General features: G+C 38.4%; 14 protein-coding genes, 3 rRNA genes and 1 other annotated feature. Of the genes, 4 read left to right on the top strand and 13 right to left on the bottom strand.

The annotated features are described in order from the left end of the window. Positions 1-33 precede the first annotated feature (33 nt). Positions 34-927 carry a helix-turn-helix domain-containing protein gene (locus BR65_RS12290; protein WP_034538421.1) on the top strand — a complete coding sequence of 298 codons (894 nt, stop codon included), beginning with the start codon at positions 34-36 and terminating at the stop codon, positions 925-927. 94 nt (positions 928-1,021) lie between these two features. Here BR65_RS12290 and trxA read toward each other — a convergent pair whose 3' ends face one another. The 4 genes from trxA to BR65_RS12270 form a co-directional block, all read right to left on the bottom strand. Continuing rightward, complete coding sequence (trxA, locus tag BR65_RS12285; protein WP_023177110.1) at positions 1,022-1,333, bottom strand: thioredoxin; 312 nt, start codon at positions 1,331-1,333, stop codon at positions 1,022-1,024. 97 nt (positions 1,334-1,430) lie between these two features. Beyond that, positions 1,431-3,797: an endonuclease MutS2 gene (locus tag BR65_RS12280; RefSeq protein ID WP_034538420.1), complete on the bottom strand. Its 2,367-nt coding sequence runs from the start codon at positions 3,795-3,797 to the stop codon at positions 1,431-1,433. Between the two features lie 139 nt (positions 3,798-3,936). Then, positions 3,937-4,488 (bottom strand): CvpA family protein, encoded by a 552-nt coding sequence (locus BR65_RS12275; protein ID WP_023177108.1) that lies wholly within the window; start codon positions 4,486-4,488, stop codon positions 3,937-3,939. Between the two features lie 23 nt (positions 4,489-4,511). Continuing rightward, on the bottom strand, positions 4,512-4,808 hold the full coding sequence (locus BR65_RS12270; RefSeq protein WP_034538418.1) for a cell division protein ZapA: 297 nt from the start codon (positions 4,806-4,808) through the stop codon (positions 4,512-4,514). A 156-nt stretch (positions 4,809-4,964) separates the two neighbouring features. Here BR65_RS12270 and rnhC point away from each other — a divergent pair, with 156 nt between their 5' ends. Next, positions 4,965-5,897 carry a ribonuclease HIII gene (gene rnhC / locus BR65_RS12265; RefSeq protein WP_034538417.1) on the top strand — a complete coding sequence of 311 codons (933 nt, stop codon included), beginning with the start codon at positions 4,965-4,967 and terminating at the stop codon, positions 5,895-5,897. A 53-nt stretch (positions 5,898-5,950) separates the two neighbouring features. On the opposite strand, the gene BR65_RS12260 is transcribed toward rnhC, so the two are convergent. From BR65_RS12260 to BR65_RS12245, 4 genes are all read right to left on the bottom strand, one after another. Further along, the gene (locus tag BR65_RS12260; protein WP_023177105.1) at positions 5,951-7,285 is read right to left on the bottom strand and encodes an APC family permease; all 1,335 of its coding nucleotides are present in this window, start codon (positions 7,283-7,285) and stop codon (positions 5,951-5,953) included. Between the two features lie 126 nt (positions 7,286-7,411). After that, positions 7,412-9,829, bottom strand: coding sequence for a phenylalanine--tRNA ligase subunit beta (gene pheT, locus BR65_RS12255; RefSeq protein ID WP_034538416.1), 2,418 nt, complete (start codon positions 9,827-9,829; stop codon positions 7,412-7,414). A gap of 4 nt (positions 9,830-9,833) precedes the next feature. Then, positions 9,834-10,880, bottom strand: a complete 1,047-nt coding sequence (pheS, locus tag BR65_RS12250) for a phenylalanine--tRNA ligase subunit alpha (protein WP_034538415.1) — start codon at positions 10,878-10,880, stop codon at positions 9,834-9,836. Positions 10,881-10,960: 80 nt separating this feature from the next. Beyond that, positions 10,961-11,206, bottom strand: a binding site (T-box leader). A 72-nt stretch (positions 11,207-11,278) separates the two neighbouring features. Continuing rightward, on the bottom strand, positions 11,279-11,644 hold the full coding sequence (locus BR65_RS12245; protein ID WP_034538413.1) for a winged helix-turn-helix transcriptional regulator: 366 nt from the start codon (positions 11,642-11,644) through the stop codon (positions 11,279-11,281). 286 nt (positions 11,645-11,930) lie between these two features. On the opposite strand from BR65_RS12245, the gene BR65_RS12240 reads away from it, so the two are divergent. Continuing rightward, complete coding sequence (locus BR65_RS12240) at positions 11,931-13,103, top strand: alpha-hydroxy-acid oxidizing protein (protein ID WP_156098869.1); 1,173 nt, start codon at positions 11,931-11,933, stop codon at positions 13,101-13,103. A 126-nt stretch (positions 13,104-13,229) separates the two neighbouring features. On the opposite strand, the gene rrf is transcribed toward BR65_RS12240, so the two are convergent. The 4 genes from rrf to BR65_RS12220 form a co-directional block, all read right to left on the bottom strand. Continuing rightward, positions 13,230-13,345: ribosomal RNA gene (rrf, locus tag BR65_RS12235) — 5S ribosomal RNA — on the bottom strand. A 91-nt stretch (positions 13,346-13,436) separates the two neighbouring features. Then, positions 13,437-16,357, bottom strand: a 23S ribosomal RNA gene (locus BR65_RS12230). A 217-nt stretch (positions 16,358-16,574) separates the two neighbouring features. Then, positions 16,575-18,136, bottom strand: a 16S ribosomal RNA gene (locus tag BR65_RS12225). The 16S, 23S and 5S rRNA genes sit together here, the layout of an rRNA operon. Positions 18,137-18,608: 472 nt before the next feature. After that, positions 18,609-19,133, bottom strand: coding sequence for a GNAT family N-acetyltransferase (locus tag BR65_RS12220; RefSeq protein ID WP_034538412.1), 525 nt, complete (start codon positions 19,131-19,133; stop codon positions 18,609-18,611). Between the two features lie 325 nt (positions 19,134-19,458). On the opposite strand from BR65_RS12220, the gene BR65_RS12215 reads away from it, so the two are divergent. Then, positions 19,459-20,451: a zinc metalloprotease gene (locus tag BR65_RS12215; protein ID WP_034538411.1), complete on the top strand. Its 993-nt coding sequence runs from the start codon at positions 19,459-19,461 to the stop codon at positions 20,449-20,451. 88 nt (positions 20,452-20,539) lie between these two features. Here BR65_RS12215 and BR65_RS12210 read toward each other — a convergent pair whose 3' ends face one another. Beyond that, positions 20,540-21,055, bottom strand: coding sequence for an HD domain-containing protein (locus tag BR65_RS12210; RefSeq protein WP_034538410.1), 516 nt, complete (start codon positions 21,053-21,055; stop codon positions 20,540-20,542). Between the last annotated feature and the right edge of the window lie 106 nt (positions 21,056-21,161).

The raw sequence follows: 21,161 nt of genomic DNA, 5'->3' as shown, positions 1-21,161 counted from the left end.
AATCACATTTTTTTATTGAAAGAAGGTTCAATTATGACACAAATTGGTCAAAAATTTGGAAAAGATTTAAAAAAAATAAGAGAAAACAAAAGTTATACCCAAGCATATGTTGCAAAAGATGCAATGGCACGGTCAACCTACACTAAGTTTGAAACGGGCAGCATTGTTCCAAACATAACCAAATATTTTCAAATTTTAAATAATTTAGATATGACACATGAAGAATTCAACTACATACATAATCATTACCAATTAACTGGAAAAGATGCTATCTTATATCAATTTAAAACTATGGCTGTAAATAATGATTTAAATACCTTAATGAAAGTTAGAGAAACGACAAAAACTTATTTAAAAGAACATAAAGATAATGTTGTACAAGATATCTTTTATATCTGTAATGCACTTATTACACTTTCAAAAACCAACGACTTAACGCAAGCAGCTCCTTTCGCTGAAAAAGTCTGGCATCGTATTTCCTTACTTGATAAGTGGTACTTAACAGAACTGCGTTTATTGAATAACATTCTTTTTTTCTTTGATTTTGACACTTCTCTTTTTATTTCAAAACGTGCATTAGTAGAATTAGAAAATTATACCCATTTTTATGATGCAACAGAGTTAAAGATGGCTTACTCAATGAATTTAATTTATTTATTGATGGAAAATCAAAATTACACACAAGCACTTGAAAAAGCAGATTCTTTAATATCAATTAGTAAAGAAAAAGGGAAATATCGTTTATTAGGTGTCTTATATGTACGAAAAGGAGTTATTTTAACTAAATTAAATAAAGTTGAAGCTGAAACAAAAATGTGGTTTCAAAAAGGCTTTAATCTATTGGAAGCTATTGAAGATTTTTCATTACAAGAAGAACTCAAAAAAGAAGTGGCTTATTATCTAAATCACTCTTCAAAAATAGAATAGAAGAATTTATTCTATTCTATTTTAATTGATTACATAAAAATAGGATTGAGACAATTGTCTCAATCCTATTTACCTTTTTGATTGTTAAACCTAATTATTTGTATTTTGATATAACGTCTTCGATTTGTTCTTTGTTATGGTAACCAATCAATTTTTCAACAACTTCGCCATCTTTTTTCACTAATAAAGTAGGAATACTCATAATACCAAATGAGCTTGGTACTTCTGGGTTAGCATCAACATCCATTTTGACGATTTTTACTTCATCACCAATTTCTTCATCTAATTCTTCTAAGACTGGTGATTGCATGCGACAAGGACCACACCATGTTGCCCAAAAATCCGTAATTGTTAGACCTTCTTTAGTTTCTGTTTCAAATGTTGCATCAGTTACTGCTTGTACCATCACTATTCCTCCCAAAAACTTTTTTACAACTTATTAATAGTAAGCTATATTCTTAGTTCATTATATCAAAAAACATTTTTAATATCTACCCATAAGCTTAAGATTTAAATTCAACGATCGTTGCTCCATTTCCGCCTTGATTAGGTGGTGCATAACGGAAACTTTTTATAGAACGATGTTTTTTCAAAGCATCTGTTACGCCTTGTCTAATAGCTCCGGTCCCTTTCCCATGTACGATTGTTACTTGTGGATAATTAGCCAAAAGGGCTGCATCCAGATAACGATCCAATTCTGCTAATGCATTTTCATATCGCTCTCCTCTTAAGTCTAATTGAGGTGAAACATGATTGTTGGATTCTGAGCGTACCGATGCAATCATTTTACGACTAGGTTCTTTTTCTGGTGCTGTTAAAGTCAAATCACTTTCTTTAAGCTTCATCTTCAGCATACCCATTTGAACGACCCAGTGATTTTTATCAACTTTTTCCATTAAAATTCCTTTTTGCCCAAACGATTGAACTATAACATCATCGCCAGGTTTCATTACTTGTTTAGCTTTAGCTTTTTTTAGAACTTTATTTTTAGCCAAAGCTTCTTCCTGTTTCAAACCGGACAATTGTGTTTTTGCATCAATAAATTCATGTTCTTTTACGCCTTCATATTGTCCTTGAATTTGTTTTTTGCGCAACTCTTTAATGATTTGGTCCGCATTTTCTTCAGTTTCTTCAACAAGGTTATTGGCTTTTTCACGAGCTTTTCTCATTAACTCTTCACGCTCAGCATAAAATTGTTGCACAGCTGTTTGTAGATCTGCATGCAATTGTTCTGCTTCATCTACATAGTGACGGACTTCAAGATATTCCGTTTCAGCCATTTTTCGCCTATTCTCTAAATCAGCAATCATTTCATTTAGATTTTGGCTTTCCCCGTCGATCAATTGACGTGCTGAATCAATGATATCGTTATCTAATCCTAATCTCTTAGAAATTTCAAATGCATTACTACGCCCAGGTACACCAATTAATAAACGGTAAGTTGGACTTAACGTATCAACATCAAATTCCATACTCGCATTAATTGTTTGCGGACGGTTATAGCCATAAGCTTTCAGTTCAGGATAATGAGACGTTACCATTACATAACTGCCTATAGCACCTATCTTATCTAAAATAGCGATAGCCAAAGCAGCACCTTCTTGAGGGTCCGTTCCAGCGCCTAACTCATCAAAAATAATCAAACTTTTTTCATCTACACGCTCTAAGATAGAAACAATATTTGTCATGTGTGATGAGAATGTACTTAAACTTTGTTCAATTGATTGTTCATCGCCAATATCTGCAAATATTTCTGTAAATAACCCAATTTGACTATCTTGAGCAACAGGTAATTGTAAACCAGCTTGCCCCATCAATTGCAGTAAGCCTAATGTTTTAAGAATAATGGTCTTCCCACCAGTATTAGGACCTGTGATGATTACAGCCTGATTCTCACCGCCAATCAAAATATCATTCGCGACAACATTTACTTGGTCTAATAAGGGATGGCGTGCACTTAAAAGCCTTACTTCATTTTGTTCATGGATAACAGGACGATTAGCTGAGATACTTTTAGCATAACTAGCTTTAGCACCAATAAAATCAAGTTTTCCTAATAAGAACATATTATTTAAAATATCTTTACTAAAAGGAGCTATCTCATTCGAAATTTCAGCTAGGATACGATCTATTTCACGACGTTCTTCAATTTGGAGTTGACGTAAACGGTTATTTAATTCAACAACACTTTGTGGCTCAACGAATAATGTTTGGCCCGTTGAACTTTGATCGTGAACGACTCCGCCAAAATGACTCCGATATTCTTGTTTTACAGGAATAACATAACGATCATTCCGAATCGTAATAATTGCATCACTTAAATATTGAGCACTTTTTCCACGTACAATACCATCTAATTTTTCACGAACCGTATTTTCTCCTCGTTTGATTCCTATTCGAATCCCATTTAAAGCAGGACTTGCATCATCCATGACTCGACCATCTTCATCTACTGTTTCACGAATAACTTGATTCAAAGTAGGAGTTGTAACGAAGTTCTCAGCCAACTCATACAACCGGTTCATTTCAATTCCGGTTTCTTTTAAATTCTCAAAAAATCGGTTCATCTCAGAAGTCGTGCGTAAAATTTTCCCGATTTGTGCAATCTCTAATCCGTTTAAACTAGCACCTATATCCAAACGCTTTAAATGTGGACGAACATTTTGTAATTTTGGAATAGGCATATGGCCACGCAATTTTAAAATTCTTGTTCCATCTTCTGTTTCATCTTGCCATAGTTCAATTTCATTTTTATCAATTGAGGGCGATAACGTTAAAACTTGTTCTTTCCCTAAATCTGAAGCAGCAAAATTTGCAATTGCTTGAATAATTTTACTAAACTCCAATGTTTGAAGGATTTTTTTATTCATTTTGTTTCACCTCTTATTTCAATTTTACTTTTATTTAGTTTCACTTCCACTAAACTGGCTTTTATTTTTACTATTCTCAATAAGAAATCGTCCCCCTGATTTAAGAGAAACGATTTTTTCAATCTATTTAACTAATGAGTTATTTCAAGGATGTTTCTATCCATAAATTGTATAGTTGGGCTGAAATAACGGGTGTGTCCTCCACAATCGTACGAGCTAACCAACTAGTATTAAATGCTTCTTGGATCGCATCTATCGGCACCATTGTTAATAAAAACAAAACAAGAAAAATCGCAACATAAGAAACGATAACATTCAAAATTGCTCCACCTAAAGCATTCAATTGTTTCAACACTGGAATAAAGGTTAACGAATTCAATAATCCGCCAACAAAACGAGTGATTAACCACCCGACAAATAAAATCAGTATAAATGCAACTCCATTATAAAAAGCTCCATCAAGATCAAAACCCAATGCTTGATTATAAAAAACAAATTGACTACTTTCAGAAGCTGAAGGGTAAGGCACTATTAATTCCAAATGTGAACCTAATGTTTGGTAGTATTTGCCTGCTAATAAATATGAGATAAAATAACCGATAGTCAAAACCAATTGGAGAATGAGGCCTCTTCTGGCACCACTATAAGCTCCTATGGCTAACAATAGTACTATAATGACTGTCATTAACATGTTGATCACCTTTACTCAGAAAATTAATTGTCGCTTGTTTTCATTTCCTGATCTTTCTCTAATTTCTTTTCTAATTCTTCTACTCTTTTTTGCATATCTTCTAATTTTATCTGCATTTCAATTTGATCTGATACAGCATTTACCGCTACTAACACAGCTCTACGTTCGGGGTCTAATCCTTTTGATAATGATTCAATATGCTGCATTTGTTCATTTACCATTTTAGACACTGATCGCATATGTTCCTCGGGTCTAGCTCCGATGATCGTGTAGGGTCTTCCTGCTATAGTTGTTTTATACCGAATTTTCCCTTTTGACATGGCAGCCCCTCCTAAAAATCACATTTCCCTTATTTTACCATGAATCGACTAATAGTTGCACATTTTTTCATTTCATTTTAATATCCTGCCTTTATTAGACAAAATTCTATGGTAAACTATTTATTAGTTCATTAATAAAAAGAAATGAGTGACACAATGGCGAATGAAGTACTCTTGGTTTCTAAAGAAACGTTAAACGATATGAAACAGCATTACACGACTTACTTAAAACCATCTACTCCTCCTGGCGGTTTATTTGCAGCTAAAAAAGGAGCGGTCAATATAACGGCTTACAACTCTGGAAAAGTTCTGTTTCAAGGCGCCGGTTCTGATCGTGAAGCAGCTGTATGGCAGAAAAAAGCAACAATTGTTCCAGCTAAGAATAAACCCTCTTCTTCTATAAATATTCCTTTACCAAAGGGTTTTAGTTCCTGGTCTGTTATTGGCAGTGATGAAGTCGGAACTGGAAGTTATTTTGGGCCCTTAACGGTAGTAGCTGCTTATGTGGATCAATCCCAACTTGGTTTGCTGAAAGAATTAGGCGTACGAGACTCAAAAGAAATGAAAGACCCTGAAATTATTCGTGTAGCAAAAGATTTAATAACATTCTTACCACACAGCTTACTTAATGTTATGCCTGAAAAATACAATGCCATCCAACCAACAATGACCCAAGGTAAAATGAAAGCTGTTTTACATAATCAAGCTTTAGGACATGTGCTTACAAAAATAAGTCCGCAAAAACCAGATGGTATTTTAATCGATCAATTTGAACTTCCAGCTACTTATTTCAAACATATCAGCGATCAGCCAAACCAAATAAAAGAATCCGTGTATTTCCAAACAAAAGGTGAAGGTCACCATTTAGCTGTAGCAGCCGCTTCAATCATTGCACGTTATGCCTTCTTAAAAGGTTTAGATGAATTGACTGCAAAATCAGGTCTTAAAATACCTTCTGGAGCTGGCAGCAATGTTGATTTAATAGCTGCAAAGTTGCTGAAAAAAGGCGGTCTGCCTTTACTTGGCAAATACGCTAAATTGCATTTTGCAAATACCGAAAAAGCTAAAAAAATCAGTGGTCTTCGCTAATAAACAGAAAGAATCCTACCTCAATAAATCTATTAAGGTAGGATTCTTTCCCTTTATTGGTCTTTTTCGGGCACTCCATATTTCTTTTTACAGTACAGGTAAACGGGTATTCCGATCAACGTGAAGAAAATACCAATGAATGCATTTTGAGGTTGAACAATTAAGGTATTAAATACAATATATAATCCACCAATTATTGCAATTAGTGGAATAATCGGATAAAAAGGAACTTTGTAAGGTCGTTCAATATCCGGTTCAGTTTTTCTCAAAATTAAGACCCCAATAAATGTCAACGTAATAAAAATCCAGATCACAAAAACAATTAAATCTGTCAGTTGATTAAACTGTCCTGTTAAAATCATTAATAGTGCAATTCCTAACATTAAAATTCCACCATTGATTGGTAAATTTGTTTTAGGGTTTATTTTAGCAAACCAATGGCTAAAAGGAAGCATCTTTTGCGTTGCTAAAGCGTATGGAATTCTCAAACCAGATAGAATGTAGCCATTGATCCCACCAAATACAGAAATCAATATACCTATTGTGACCAATTTACCGCCTATCCCTTCAAAAAGATACGAAGCAGCTAAAGCAGCTGGTGTATCCGTTCCGGCTAATTGGTTGCTGTCTAATACAAATAAATAAGCAACATTTATCAATAAGTAAACAGCCATTACTATGGATAACCCACCAATAATTACCTTTGGTAACATCTTACCTGGCTTCTTCATTTCACCTGCCAATGTTCCAACATTGATCCACCCATCATAAGCAAATAAAGTAGCCATTAATGCAGAACCAAAACTTGTTAGCACTGGATGGGACTCTACCGAAAAGGGTACGAGTCTTACTGCACCTCCCCCAGGATAAAGTAATCCAGCAACAATGATCACCAAAATTGGAATCAACTTTAGGATTGTTGCGACCGTTTGAATTCGACCACTATACTTGGTTCCAAGAAAATTGATTCCCATCAAAAATATTGCTGTGGCAATAGCCACCGGTACGATCGTTGAATCCGATAAGGCAAATAAGCTTGAAAATTGAGTTGCAAAGATAATAGTCAATGCAGCTATATTAGCTGGATAATAGATAATCATTTGAGCCCATCCGACTAGAAAACCTACCCATCTCCCATATACTTTTTCTAAATAGATCATCATCCCACCTGTTTGAGGATAGATGGTTCCAATTTCAGCAACTGTCAACCCACCGGCAATTGTAATAATCCCTGCAACAAACCAAGCCAATAAACCTAGTCCTGGCGCACCCGATGCACCATAAACTGCTGTTGGTTTAAAAAATATCCCAGCCCCTATAACTGTTCCGACAACTACGGTCAATGCCGTAAGACCGCTCACTTCTTTTTTTAGTTCTTTCTTTTCCATATAGTTCCCCCTGAAAAGCCTTTATAGAGTCCTAAAACGGGATAGTCCTCTTATATATATTAGTGCTTTTTAGCATAACAAAAAGGCCTTGCATTTAGCAAGACTCTTTTTGCATATTCATACTATTTAACGCACGACTACCTGATATTCTTCCACTAGTGCATTTGTAACTTTATCAAAAGCCTTAGAAACCTCTTCTTCCACCAATGTTGCAGTTGGATTTAGATATGATAACGTATAAGCCATTGATTTTTTGCCATCTTCAATATGCTTACCTTGATAAATATCAAATAAACGTACACTAACCAAGAAGTTGCCGCCTTTTTTATAGATCAAATCTACCAATTGTTGGTTTGTAATCGTTTCATCAACCAATAATGCGATATCTCTAGTCATTCCAGGGAATTTAGGAATAGCTTCATAAATAGTTGGTTCTTTTTCTGCTTCAACGATAGCTTGTATATTTAATTCAAAAGCATATGTTTCATCTAAATCATACTCTTTTGCTGCTAATGGATGAATTTGTCCCGCAAATCCTATTTCTTTTTCACCCAAGTAAAGTACAGCTGTACGACCAGGGTGCATGCCTTCACGTTGGTTATCAGAAACGAATGTAACTTTTTCTGTTAAACCGTATGCAGCAAACAACCCTTCTAAGATTCCTTTCATTACAAAGAAGTCTACTTTTTGAGGTTGACCTTTCCAATCTTTTTCTAATAAAGAACCCGTCAATACTCCTGCCAAATGTTCTTCTTCTACTGGCAGTGTTTGAGTTACCTCTTTATAAAACACACGACCAATCTCATAAAGCATAACATCTTTATTTTTACGAGCTTTATTGTAGCTAGCATCATCTAGCAATCCGCTCAATAAGTTCATCCGCAATGTGCTCCGGTCTTCACTCATAGGCATTTCTAATTGAGTGGCTTCACTTTCACGCATCATATATTGAGCTGCTTTTTCTGGAGTGGTTAATACATAGCTAATCGCTTGTGATAAACCTGCTCCTTCTAAAAAGCGGCGTGTATGACGGACAAGACGTTGTTTATCATTCAAAGCTGCCGGTTGTGCTGCGCTGATTGGTAAAGTAGAAGGAAGATTGTCATAACCAAAGATACGAGCTACTTCTTCAACTAGATCCGCTTCTATGTCAATATCCCAACGACGTGGTGGGATAGCAACTTCAAATAAACCATCTTTTTCTTCAGCCTTAAACCCAAGTCTATCAAAGATCACTTTTACTTCTTCAGTTGAAATAGTTGTTCCTAGCGAACGGTTGATTTTATCTAACGTAATTGATACGATACTATCTTTTACTTCTAAAGATGATTGAGATGCAACACCAGCTACTACGGTTCCACCAGCAAGTTCAGCCATTAAAGCAGCGGCATGGTCTCCTGCAGTTGTAATAGTAGCAGGGTTAATTCCTTTTTCAAAACGAGAGCTAGATTCGCTTCTTAAATTGTATCTTTTAGCTGTTTTACGAACAGATATCGGGTTAAAAATAGCTGCTTCAATAGCTACAGTCACTGTATGGTCTTCAATCTCTGAATCCAATCCCCCCATAGTTCCTGCTAAAGCAACTGGGATAGAACCATTTGTGATAACGATATCTTCAGAAGTTAATAGACGTTCTTCTCCATCTAAAGTTGTTAAAGCTTCTCCATTATTAGCATGACGAACCACTATCTCTTTTGACTGCAATTGATCATAATCAAATGCATGTAAAGGTTGTCCATATTCTAATAGAATATAGTTTGTAATATCTACTACATTATTTAAAGGTCGAATACCTGCATTCATCAATTTTGTTTGCAACCACATTGGACTTTCAGCAATCTTCACATCTTTAACGATGCGGACATTATAGCTTGGAGCATCTTCGCTATTTTCTACAGCAACTTTAATATAGTTTTCAACTGAATCTGTTTTATCTTCTGTTAATTCGAAAGAAGGGAATTTAGGTTGTTGATCGTAAATTGCCCCAACTTCATGGGCAACTCCTCGCATGCTTAATGCATCCGCACGGTTAGGTGTGATCGACAATTCAAGGATCGCATCGTCCATTGCTAGATAAGGAAATACTGGTTCTCCAGGCACTGCGTTTTCTGGCAACACATAAATGCCGTCTGCATATTTTTTAGGAACAACTTTTTCAGAAAATCCTAATTCGGCTAAAGAGCAAACCATACCATTTGATACTTGCCCACGCATTTTTCCTTTTTTGATTTTTGCATTTCCTGTGATACGACTTCCAGGTAATGCGACAATGATTTTTTGTCCAGCAGCAATATTAGGAGCACCACAAACGATTTGTGATAATTCTTCTTCACCGATATCTACTTGGCAGATATGCAAATGATCTGAATCTGGATGATCCACAACTTCAACCGCATGTCCTACTACAATTTTTTTCAACCCTGTTTCCGGAATAGCGACATCTTCAATCTCAATTCCAGTACGTGACATTCTATCTGCCAACGCTTCAGGTGTTACATTTGATAAATCTAAATATTCTTTTAACCATTGATAAGATACATTCATATTCTTACTCCTTTACCTTGAATTGATTTAAGAAACGAACATCATTTTGGTAAAAATGACGTATATCATCAATTCCGTATTTTAACATTGCTACTCGGTCTGGGCCTAAGCCAAACGCATAACCGCTATAAACTGTTGCATCAATACCAGACATTTCAAGTACATTTGGATGAACCATTCCGGCACCCAAAATTTCGATCCAACCAGTCTGTTTACATACATTACAGCCTTTACCGTTACATTTGAAACAACTTACATCTACTTCTACAGAAGGTTCAGTAAAAGGGAAATAACTTGGACGCAAACGTATTTCACGTTCTGAACCAAATAATTTTTTAGCAAAAACTTCTAGCGTTCCTTTTAAATCTCCCATTGTAATATCTTTCGCTACAACTAATCCTTCCATTTGATGGAATTGGTGAGAGTGAGTTGCATCATCGCTGTCGCGACGGTATACTTTTCCAGGACTGATCATTTTTAATGGTCCTTTTGAAAAATCATGTTTGTCCATTGTACGAGCTTGAACAGGAGAAGTGTGTGTACGCAACAAAATTTCATTCGTAATATAAAAAGTATCTTGCATATCACGAGCTGGGTGGTCTTTAGGCAAATTCATACGTTCGAAGTTGTAGCTGTCTTCTTCAACTTCAGGTCCTTCAATAATTTGATACCCCATACCAATAAACAGGTCTTCAATTTCTTCCATTATTTGAGTTAATACATGCGATTGGCCCACAGCTACTTGGCTGCCTGGCAAAGTAACATCAATTGCTTCACTTGCTAAATCACGATTGATTTTTTCCATTTCTAATACTGATTTTCTTGTATCTAAATATGAAGTAATCTTATTTCTCACTTCATTAACCAGTGCTCCAAGAACTGGACGTTCTTCAGGAGAAACAGTCTTCATTCCTTTTGAAATTTCAGTAATTGGGCCTTTTTTCCCTAAATAGGTTATACGTACTTGATCAAGTTCTTTTAAATTTTGAGCTGCTTCAATTTTTTCAACAGCTTCTTTACTTAACACTTGTAAGTTGTCTTTTAAGTCCATTCTTATTCCCCTTTAAATAAAATTATCATTCTTTTGCTTTTTGTGTATTTAAAAATAAGCACACAAAAAGCCTCATCCCAAAAAGGGACGAGGCTACATTCGCGGTACCACCCTTGTTTGAATTTAGCTTACACTAAATCCACACTTCATTTACATAACGGCGTATACCGGAACTTTATTCATTACCTTAATTAGATTAACGTAATTCCCAAAGTCAACTCAGGAAGTGAACCTTCATTTGGTTTTCTATTCAAGTGTTTTCAGCCAACGACACTTGTTCTCTTCTTTAGATAAGCCAAATTACTTTTTTCCATCACTGTTTTTATTATTATTCTCTTTTACATACTTATCTAGTTTAACGTAAGCTTGACTTAAAGGTCAAGTACTTTTCAATAGGATTAAGCTTCTTGTACGCAAATCCACTCGTAAGCCCATTTTTGAACATCAGCCATGACTACTTTTAAGGCTTGGCCTTTTTCAGTTAAGCTATAAGCTACTCTCATTGTAGCATCCGGGTCTACTGTACGAGCTACAAGTCCTTCTTGTTCCAGCTCTTTTAAACGTTCAACCAATACACGATCGCTTACATTAGGAATTGTAGCAGCTATATCTTTAAACCGTTGAGGACCTTCTAATAACACGTCAATGATAAGTCCCATCCATTTTTTACCTAAAATAGCAAAAGTATGTTCAAACTTAGGGCAAATCGCTTTTTGTCTAGCTTCACAAGCGACACTCTTTTCTTCATCTTTAATGGTTATCATATCTTCTTCACCTCTTTTATCTTATTATAGCATTATTGGTTATAAATAGTAAGTAATCTAGCAATGTTTGTCAACCTTTTTTTAATCAATACCCTATTTCGGACATATTTTTTTCACTTTTACTATCTTATTCCTTTACGATACATTAGACAAGAAAAATATAGTTCTATTTAATTTATTTTTTTTCACTTAATTTTAATCAAACTATTTTCTCTTAAAAATTGAATTTTTTATTTCTAGTGGTAAACTTAAATCGATTACCAATCATTTAAATGGAGGGAACATTATGACAGAAACTGAAAAAGATGTAACTATAGAACATTCTTTGGACAATATACAAGAAGCCTCAAAATCCGCTAATCAAGTTCCTTATAAAGCTAGTGAAGCAGAAAAACCGTTAAATATTATCAATGTTTTTGATCTTGAATTGGAAGCAAAAAAAGTTATTCCTGAAGGTGGTTACGGCTATATTTCAAGCGGAGCCGGTGACTTATGGACAATCCAACAAAACATTGAATCTTTTAATCATAAGCTAATTGTTCCTCGTGTATTAAAAAATATTGAAAATCCAGATCAACGTACATCCATTTTTGGTACTGACTTAGCTACTCCCATCATTATGGCGCCAGTTGCTTCTCACGGACTTGCTAACGCAGCTGCCGAACCTGCCACTGCAAAAGCTGTTGCTGAATCTGGTACTATTATGACGATTAGTTCATATGCTAATAAACCTTTTAAAGAAATATCTGAAGCAGGAGCTGGAGCTCCACAATGGTTCCAATTCTATATGAGTAAAGATGATGGAATCAATAGAGATATTTTAGACGAAGCTAAAGCTAATGGAGTAAAAGCTATCGTATTAACGGCTGATGCAACTGTAGGAGGGAACCGTGAAGCAGACAAACGTAATGGTTTTGTTTTTCCTTTAGGCATGCCAATCGTTCAAGCCTACCAATCAGGTGTTGGACAATCAATGGATGCTGTTTATGGCTCTTCCAAACAAACACTTAGTCCTAAAGATATTGAATTTATTGCTTCTTATTCTGGATTACCTGTTTTTGTTAAAGGTGTTCAAACTGCGGAAGATGCTTTAATCTCATTAGCATCTGGTGCTGGCGGAATTTGGGTAACCAATCATGGTGGCCGCCAATTAGATGGCGGACCAGCAGCATTCGATTCATTGCAAACTGTTGCTGAAGCAGTGGATAGAAAAGTTCCTGTTGTCTTTGACAGTGGTGTTCGTCGTGGGCAACATGTCTTTAAAGCTCTAGCTAGTGGTGCTGACTTAGTTGCAATTGGACGCCCAGCAATTTATGGCCTAGCTTTAGGAGGATCTCAAGGTGTTAAATCTGTTTTTGATCACTTCAAGCATGAACTCGAAATAGTGATGCAATTAGCTGGTACAAAAACAGTTGAAGATATTAAAAATACGGTTTTACTTGACAATCCTCACTCTTAAAAACAAAAAATAAGGAAGGCTGTCTATTAAATTAGATAACCTTTCTTATTTTTATTTTCAACTCATTTAGCCGGTATAAAATCAAACAAAAAAAAGACACCATCCGAAGATGATGTCTTTTTGTTTGCGTGGCAGCGTCCTACTCTCACAAAGGGAAACCCTTCACTACCATCGGCGCTAAGAAGCTTAACTGCTGTGTTCGGCATGGGAACAGGTGTGACCTTCTTGCCATCGCCACCACACAAATTTCAATCTAGAGAACGTTGTTCTCTCAAAACTGGATAAGTTAAAAGTTTGTTCTTCGTTTAGAAACCGTCGTACACCGTTTATTCTTTGGTTAAGTCCTCGACCGATTAGTATTGGTCCGCTCCATCTATCGCTAGACTTCCACTTCCAACCTATCAACCTGATCATCTCTCAGGGGTCTTACTCACTTACGTGATGGGAAATCTCATCTTGAGGGGGGCTTCACGCTTAGATGCTTTCAGCGTTTATCCCGTCCACACATAGCTACCCAGCAATGCCCTTGGCAGAACAACTGGTACACCAGAGGTGTGTCCATCCCGGTCCTCTCGTACTAAGGACAGCTCCTCTCAAATTTCCTACGCCCGCGACGGATAGGGACCGAACTGTCTCACGACGTTCTGAACCCAGCTCGCGTACCGCTTTAATGGGCGAACAGCCCAACCCTTGGGACCGACTACAGCCCCAGGATGCGATGAGCCGACATCGAGGTGCCAAACCTCCCCGTCGATGTGGACTCTTGGGGGAGATAAGCCTGTTATCCCCAGGGTAGCTTTTATCCGTTGAGCGATGGCCCTTCCATGCGGAACCACCGGATCACTAAGCCCGACTTTCGTCCCTGCTCGACTTGTAGGTCTCGCAGTCAAGCTCCCTTATGCCTTTACACTCTGCGAATGATTTCCAACCATTCTGAGGGAACCTTTGGGCGCCTCCGTTACACTTTAGGAGGCGACCGCCCCAGTCAAACTGCCCGTCAGACACTGTCTCCCAGCCCGATAAGGGCTGTGGGTTAGAGTGGTCATACAGCAAGGGTAGTATCCCACCAACGCCTCCACCAAGACTGGCGTCCTGGCTTCAATGGCTCCTACCTATCCTGTACAAGCTGTACAAACACTCAATATCAAACTGCAGTAAAGCTCCATGGGGTCTTTCCGTCCTGTCGCGGGTAACCTGCATCTTCACAGGTACTATAATTTCACCGAGTCTCTCGTTGAGACAGTGCCCAGATCGTTACGCCTTTCGTGCGGGTCGGAACTTACCCGACAAGGAATTTCGCTACCTTAGGACCGTTATAGTTACGGCCGCCGTTTACTGGGGCTTCAATTCTGAGCTTCGCCCGAGAGCTAACCCATCCTCTTAACCTTCCAGCACCGGGCAGGCGTCAGCCCCTATACGTCATCTTACGATTTTGCAGAGACCTGTGTTTTTGATAAACAGTCGCCTGGGCCTATTCACTGCGGCTGACCAATTGGTCAGCACCCCTTCTCCCGAAGTTACGGGGTCATTTTGCCGAGTTCCTTAACGAGAGTTCTCTCGCACACCTTAGGATTCTCTCCTCGACTACCTGTGTCGGTTTGCGGTACGGGCAGTTTGTTTCTAACTAGAAGCTTTTCTTGACAGTGTGACATCGGGAACTTCGGTACTTAATTTCCCTCCCCATCACAACTTGTTCTTAAAGAAGCAAGCATTTGACTCACTTCAAAACTTGTTGCTTGGACGCGCATATCCAACAGCGCGTATTCCTTAGCCTACTGTGTCCCTCCATTGTTCAAACAAAACAAACTGGTACAGGAATCTCAACCTGTTGTCCATCGTCTACGCCATTCGGCCTCGACTTAGGTCCCGACTAACCCTGGGAGGACGAGCCTTCCCCAGGAAACCTTAGTCATTCGGTGGACGGGATTCTCACCCGTCTTTCGCTACTCATACCGGCATTCTCACTTCTAAGCGCTCCACTAGTCCTCACGATCTAGCTTCAACGCCCTTAGAACGCTCTCCTACCATAGAACCAATGGTTCTATCCACAGCTTCGGTGTTATGTTTAGCCCCGGTAAATTTTCGGCGCAGGGTCACTCGACTAGTGAGCTATTACGCACTCTTTAAATGATGGCTGCTTCTGAGCCAACATCCTAGTTGTCTAAGCAACTCCACATCCTTTTCCACTTAACATAAACTTTGGGACCTTAGCTGGTGGTCTGGGCTGTTTCCCTTTCGACTACGGATCTTATCACTCGCAGTCTGACTCCCGGATATAAATCAATGGCATTCGGAGTTTATCTGAATTCGGTAACCCGAGAAGGGCCCCTAGTCCAAACAGTTGCTCTACCTCCATGATTCTAATTCCGAGGCTAGCCCTAAAGCTATTTCGGAGAGAACCAGCTATCTCCAAGTTCGATTGGAATTTCTCCGCTACCCACACCTCATCCCCGCATTTTTCAACATACGTGGGTTCGGTCCTCCAGTGCGTATTACCGCACCTTCAACCTGGACATGGGTAGATCACTTGGTTTCGGGTCTACGACCACATACTCATTCGCCCTATTCAGACTCGCTTTCGCTACGGCTCCGTCTCATCAACTTAACCTCGCATGGGATCGTAACTCGCCGGTTCATTCTACAAAAGGCACGCTATCACCCATTAACGGGCTTTAACTATTTGTAGGCACACGGTTTCAGGGGCTATTTCACTCCTCTTCCGAGGTTCTTTTCACCTTTCCCTCACGGTACTGGTTCACTATCGGTCACTAGGGAGTATTTAGCCTTGGGAGATGGTCCTCCCGGATTCCGACGGAATTTCTCGTGTTCCGCCGTACTCAGGATACTGATCAGAGTGGATGTGGTTTCGGATACAGGGCTTTTACCTTCTTCGGCAGACCTTTCCAGGTCGCTTCTCCTACCAAATCCATTTATGACTCTATGTGTTCAGTCCTACAACCCCAGAAAGCAAGCTTTCTGGTTTGGGCTATTCCCGTTTCGCTCGCCGCTACTCAGGGAATCGATTTTTCTTTCTCTTCCTGCAGGTACTTAGATGTTTCAGTTCTCTGCGTCTACCTCTACTAACCTATGTATTCAGTTAGCAGTAACATCCTATCAAAGATGCTGGGTTCCCCCATTCGGAAATCTTTGGATCAAAGCTTACTTACAGCTCCCCAAAGCATATCGGCGTTAGTCCCGTCCTTCATCGGCTCCTAGTGCCAAGGCATTCACCGTGCGCCCTTATTAACTTAACCTATGGTTAATCGTTAATGTTCAATACTCATCTTACGATGAGAACCTTAAAAAAACTCATTTTTAAAACTTTTCGGTGTGTTTCTGGTTTCTTACTTGAATTACAATTTTTAACTTTATCCAGTTTTCAAAGAACAACATCTATCTATTGAGAAGATTAGACCTCTCAAAACTAAACAAAGTAAGTACGAATGTGTGGGTTCCCGTTATATTCCTTAGAAAGGAGGTGATCCAGCCGCACCTTCCGATACGGCTACCTTGTTACGACTTCACCCCAATTATCTGTCCCACCTTAGGCGGCTGGCTCCCAAAAGGGTTACCTCACCGACTTCGGGTGTTACAAACTCTCGTGGTGTGACGGGCGGTGTGTACAAGACCCGGGAACGTATTCACCGCGGCGTGCTGATCCGCGATTACTAGCGATTCCGGCTTCATGCAGGCGAGTTGCAGCCTGCAATCCGAACTGAGAATGGCTTTAAGAGATTAGCTTGGCCTCGCGACCTTGCGACTCGTTGTACCATCCATTGTAGCACGTGTGTAGCCCAGGTCATAAGGGGCATGATGATTTGACGTCATCCCCACCTTCCTCCGGTTTATCACCGGCAGTCTCACTAGAGTGCCCAACTGAATGCTGGCAACTAATAATAGGGGTTGCGCTCGTTGCGGGACTTAACCCAACATCTCACGACACGAGCTGACGACAACCATGCACCACCTGTCACTTTGTCCCCGAAGGGAAAGTCCTATCTCTAGGATTGTCAAAGGATGTCAAGACCTGGTAAGGTTCTTCGCGTTGCTTCGAATTAAACCACATGCTCCACCGCTTGTGCGGGTCCCCGTCAATTCCTTTGAGTTTCAACCTTGCGGTCGTACTCCCCAGGCGGAGTGCTTAATGCGTTAGCTGCAGCACTGAAGGGCGGAAACCCTCCAACACTTAGCACTCATCGTTTACGGCGTGGACTACCAGGGTATCTAATCCTGTTTGCTCCCCACGCTTTCGAGCCTCAGCGTCAGTTACAGACCAGAGAGTCGCCTTCGCCACTGGTGTTCCTCCACATATCTACGCATTTCACCGCTACACGTGGAATTCCACTCTCCTCTTCTGCACTCAAGTTCTCCAGTTTCCAATGACCCTCCCCGGTTGAGCCGGGGGCTTTCACATCAGACTTAAAGAACCGCCTGCGCTCGCTTTACGCCCAATAAATCCGGACAACGCTTGCCACCTACGTATTACCGCGGCTGCTGGCACGTAGTTAGCCGTGGCTTTCTGGTTAGATACCGTCAGGGGATGAGCAGTTACTCTCATCCTTGTTCTTCTCTAACAACAGAGTTTTACGATCCGAAAACCTTCTTCACTCACGCGGCATTGCTCCGTCAGACTTTCGTCCATTGCGGAAGATTCCCTACTGCTGCCTCCCGTAGGAGTCTGGGCCGTGTCTCAGTCCCAGTGTGGCCGATCACCCTCTCAGGTCGGCTACGTATCATCGCCTTGGTGAGCCATTACCTCACCAACTAGCTAATACGCCGCGGGTCCATCCATAAGCGGTAGCCGAAGCCACCTTTTTTCCATCTGTCAGGAGACAATTGGAAATATGCGGTATTAGCATCCGTTTCCGGATGTTATCCCCCTCTTATGGGCAGGTTACCCACGTGTTACTCACCCGTCCGCCACTCTTTTGTCTCGGTGGGTGCAAGCACCCGGTGAAACAAAAGCGTTCGACTTGCATGTATTAGGCATGCCGCCAGCGTTCGTCCTGAGCCAGGATCAAACTCTCATATAAAATGATGCTTGAAGCTCATTATTGATTGCTAGCGAATAATTATTCACTATATTTGTTACTGTTGACTCAGCACTGCTGAGTCACCCTCACATTTGGTTCGTCTTACTTTGTTTAGTTTTCAAAGGTCTAAAGTTGAATGTTTCGTTTGTGACAACTTACTAATAATATCATGTTCGATATCACTTGTCAACAACTTTTCAAATTTTCTTTTTTGCTGTGTCGGTTTGTTTCAACCTGTCTCAGCGACATGTATTAATATAACAGGGATTTAACTTATCGTCAATAATTTTTTGATAAAAAAGATAACTTTTTTCAAAAGACAGACAACAATAATATATTCATGCTAAATTTAGTCTTTTATTTTGTTAAACACGAACCCCTCCACTTATTTCAATGATTATTATCCGGAGAGAAAGAATATTTATTCAAAAAAAAGGATGAGCTGATTTCCTCATCCTTTTAAGTCATTTAGTTAATTTATTTTTAACCCATAGTATAAGTGATCATGTAAAACACCATTAAAATCTGCTATTTTTTGCATTCTACCCCATTGTTCAAATCCGAATTTACCAAGAAGGTGCTCACTAGCTCCATTCCCTTCTACAATCATTGCCATAACATTTTGATAGCCAATCTTTTTTGCTTGCTGTAGTGTATGATCAACCAATTTTGATCCAATTCCACGTTTACGATAATCACTATTTACATAGTAACTAATTTCAGTTACTTGTTCTACCGCTCTTCTGCCCACTCGATATCCACTTAAATGACTATATCCGGCAACCTTTCCATCTACTTCATAAACGAACAGTGGGTACTTTTCTGTTTGATGGGATTCAAACCATGATTTTCTTTCTTCTACTGTGAATACATCGATATCACAAGTGACGCCTCCAATGATGATTGCCTTATTATAAATCTCAACCATTTCTGGCAAGTCTGCAATACTTGCTTCTCTAATAAATGCTTTTTGTTTGGTAAAAGTTACCTCTATCATTTAAGCTTCCTCCAATCCTATCTAAAATTCCGGTTAGTTTACAGCATGTATTGAACCGTTTGCATCCTCTGTATCATTGACTTAGGAAGGCTTATTTTTTCCGTTCAATTTATGCGGCAAGAATTATTATATACTGTGAGTTATGCTTCTACAATCTTTTTTTTGAAAATTTTTTGTATTGTTTTTATTACTTTTCCAAGCATTTTTTTAATGTTTTCTCAATAAGGTTTCCATCTATTATTTAAGGTGATTTCACTTTACAATTTTAGGTGTATTTACTAGACTTATGATATAAATAATAGGTTTTCTAGGAGGTGAACATTAGATGCAACGATTGTTTTTTTGGATCTTTACTAACTGTTTTCTTTTATTAGGCTATTTGTCTTATGATGCAATAACTCTTCCCGATGACAGTGACCTTCCAATTTCCGAAACTAGCAGTGAAGTAGTTATCGAAAAAGGAGATAGTTATCTTACTAAAGTAACAGACCTTATTGGCGATCCTTTAGATTTCTCATCTGGTTCACTAACAAAAGCCGGTGCAAGTATAGAACAAAATAGAAGCGCCCTGATAAAAGAATCTACTATTGTTACTTATAAAGTTACTGATGGAGCTCTTTCAGACGAAAGCATCAATTATTCTAATACAAAACAACAGGATTATGCCAAGGATACTTTACAACATAATGAACTATGGGACTCTTTTACTACTATTATTCCATCAGAACTAAGATCCAATGTTAAGTCTTTCTCCATTTTTTCAGACGGAACTAGTAACTTACTAGGTTATGTTGAGCCTTTAGATTATGCTGCCGATACTTGGCAACTTGGTGTAGATTTTGCAGATAGTACCGATAAAAAGAATTTCTATTATACTTTGATCCATGAATATGGGCATCTCCTTACTTTAGGAAATGATCAAATGGTAATCAATTATGACTGGAGTACATCTAGTGAAACAGAGTCTACTTATTCTTCTTTCTATGGCGAGAGTATTCCTGATTCTTATATGAACCTTTATTACCAAGAATTTTGGTTAGACTATTACAAAGAATGGCAACATCTTGATGTTCAAAATAATGTAGAAGCTCAAAAAGAATTTTATCTGCAACATCCAGATGATTTCTTGACTACTTATGCTGTTGTACATCCTGAAGAAGATATTGCTGAATCTTGGACTTTTTTTATCCTATCTACTAGGCAAGAAAATACAACAGTTGCTCAAGAAAAACAAAATTTTTTCTACCAATTTCCTGAACTGATTGAAATAAGAACCCACATTTTAGAAAATCTTCTTACAGAAGTCAAAAAAGACTAAGCCATGTATTCGGCTTAGTCTTTTAATTTCTTCTATTAATAGAATAATACTATATGCTTTACACTTCAAATTATACTTTTAGTTTGACTTACTGTGCTGGTGCTGGTCTTAAACGAGCCCAAGCACTTTTTATAGATGTCCGAACTTTTCCAGTTAAAGGAATAGTCACTTCTTTAATCGCACAATATTTATCAACAAAGGTTACAACATAACTTTCTTTATACTTAGGTAAAGCTACTGTAGCTAACCACATATGTTTAATAATAATATCGCATTCTAATTCACTTAATTCTGTTAATTTCTTTGCATTTTCACAAGCCATACGCGGATGAACATAGGCATGAGATCCTTCATCAAATTTTGTTGTTCTCCAATCATAATAAAACAAATCATGAAGCAGCCCTGCACGAGCAGTCGCTCTAGCATCTAGACCATGCTTTTTAGCAATGCAATAACTGATGTAAGATACACTAATAGAGTGATCTAGTCTTGTAGTAAAATGATGCTGCGTATAATTTTCAAGCTTTTTTACTTCTTCAAATTCTAAAAGATCCTCAATAAGCGCAATGTATTCTAAATCTTGCTTCCATTTTGGCTGGGTCATCAAACGACTTCCTTTTCATTGATAGTTATCAAGCTTTTTTAACTTTTTCCTATCATACATCGGATAGATAGATTTTAAAAGCGAATCACTCTAAATTTAAGGAAAT

It is taken from the genome of Carnobacterium inhibens subsp. inhibens DSM 13024 (assembly GCF_000746825.1).
GTDB classification, from domain to species: Bacteria; Bacillota; Bacilli; order Lactobacillales; family Carnobacteriaceae; genus Carnobacterium_B; species Carnobacterium_B inhibens.
Note: the sequence above shows the minus strand (reverse complement) of the source record. Positions and strands in the feature narration are given on the sequence as shown.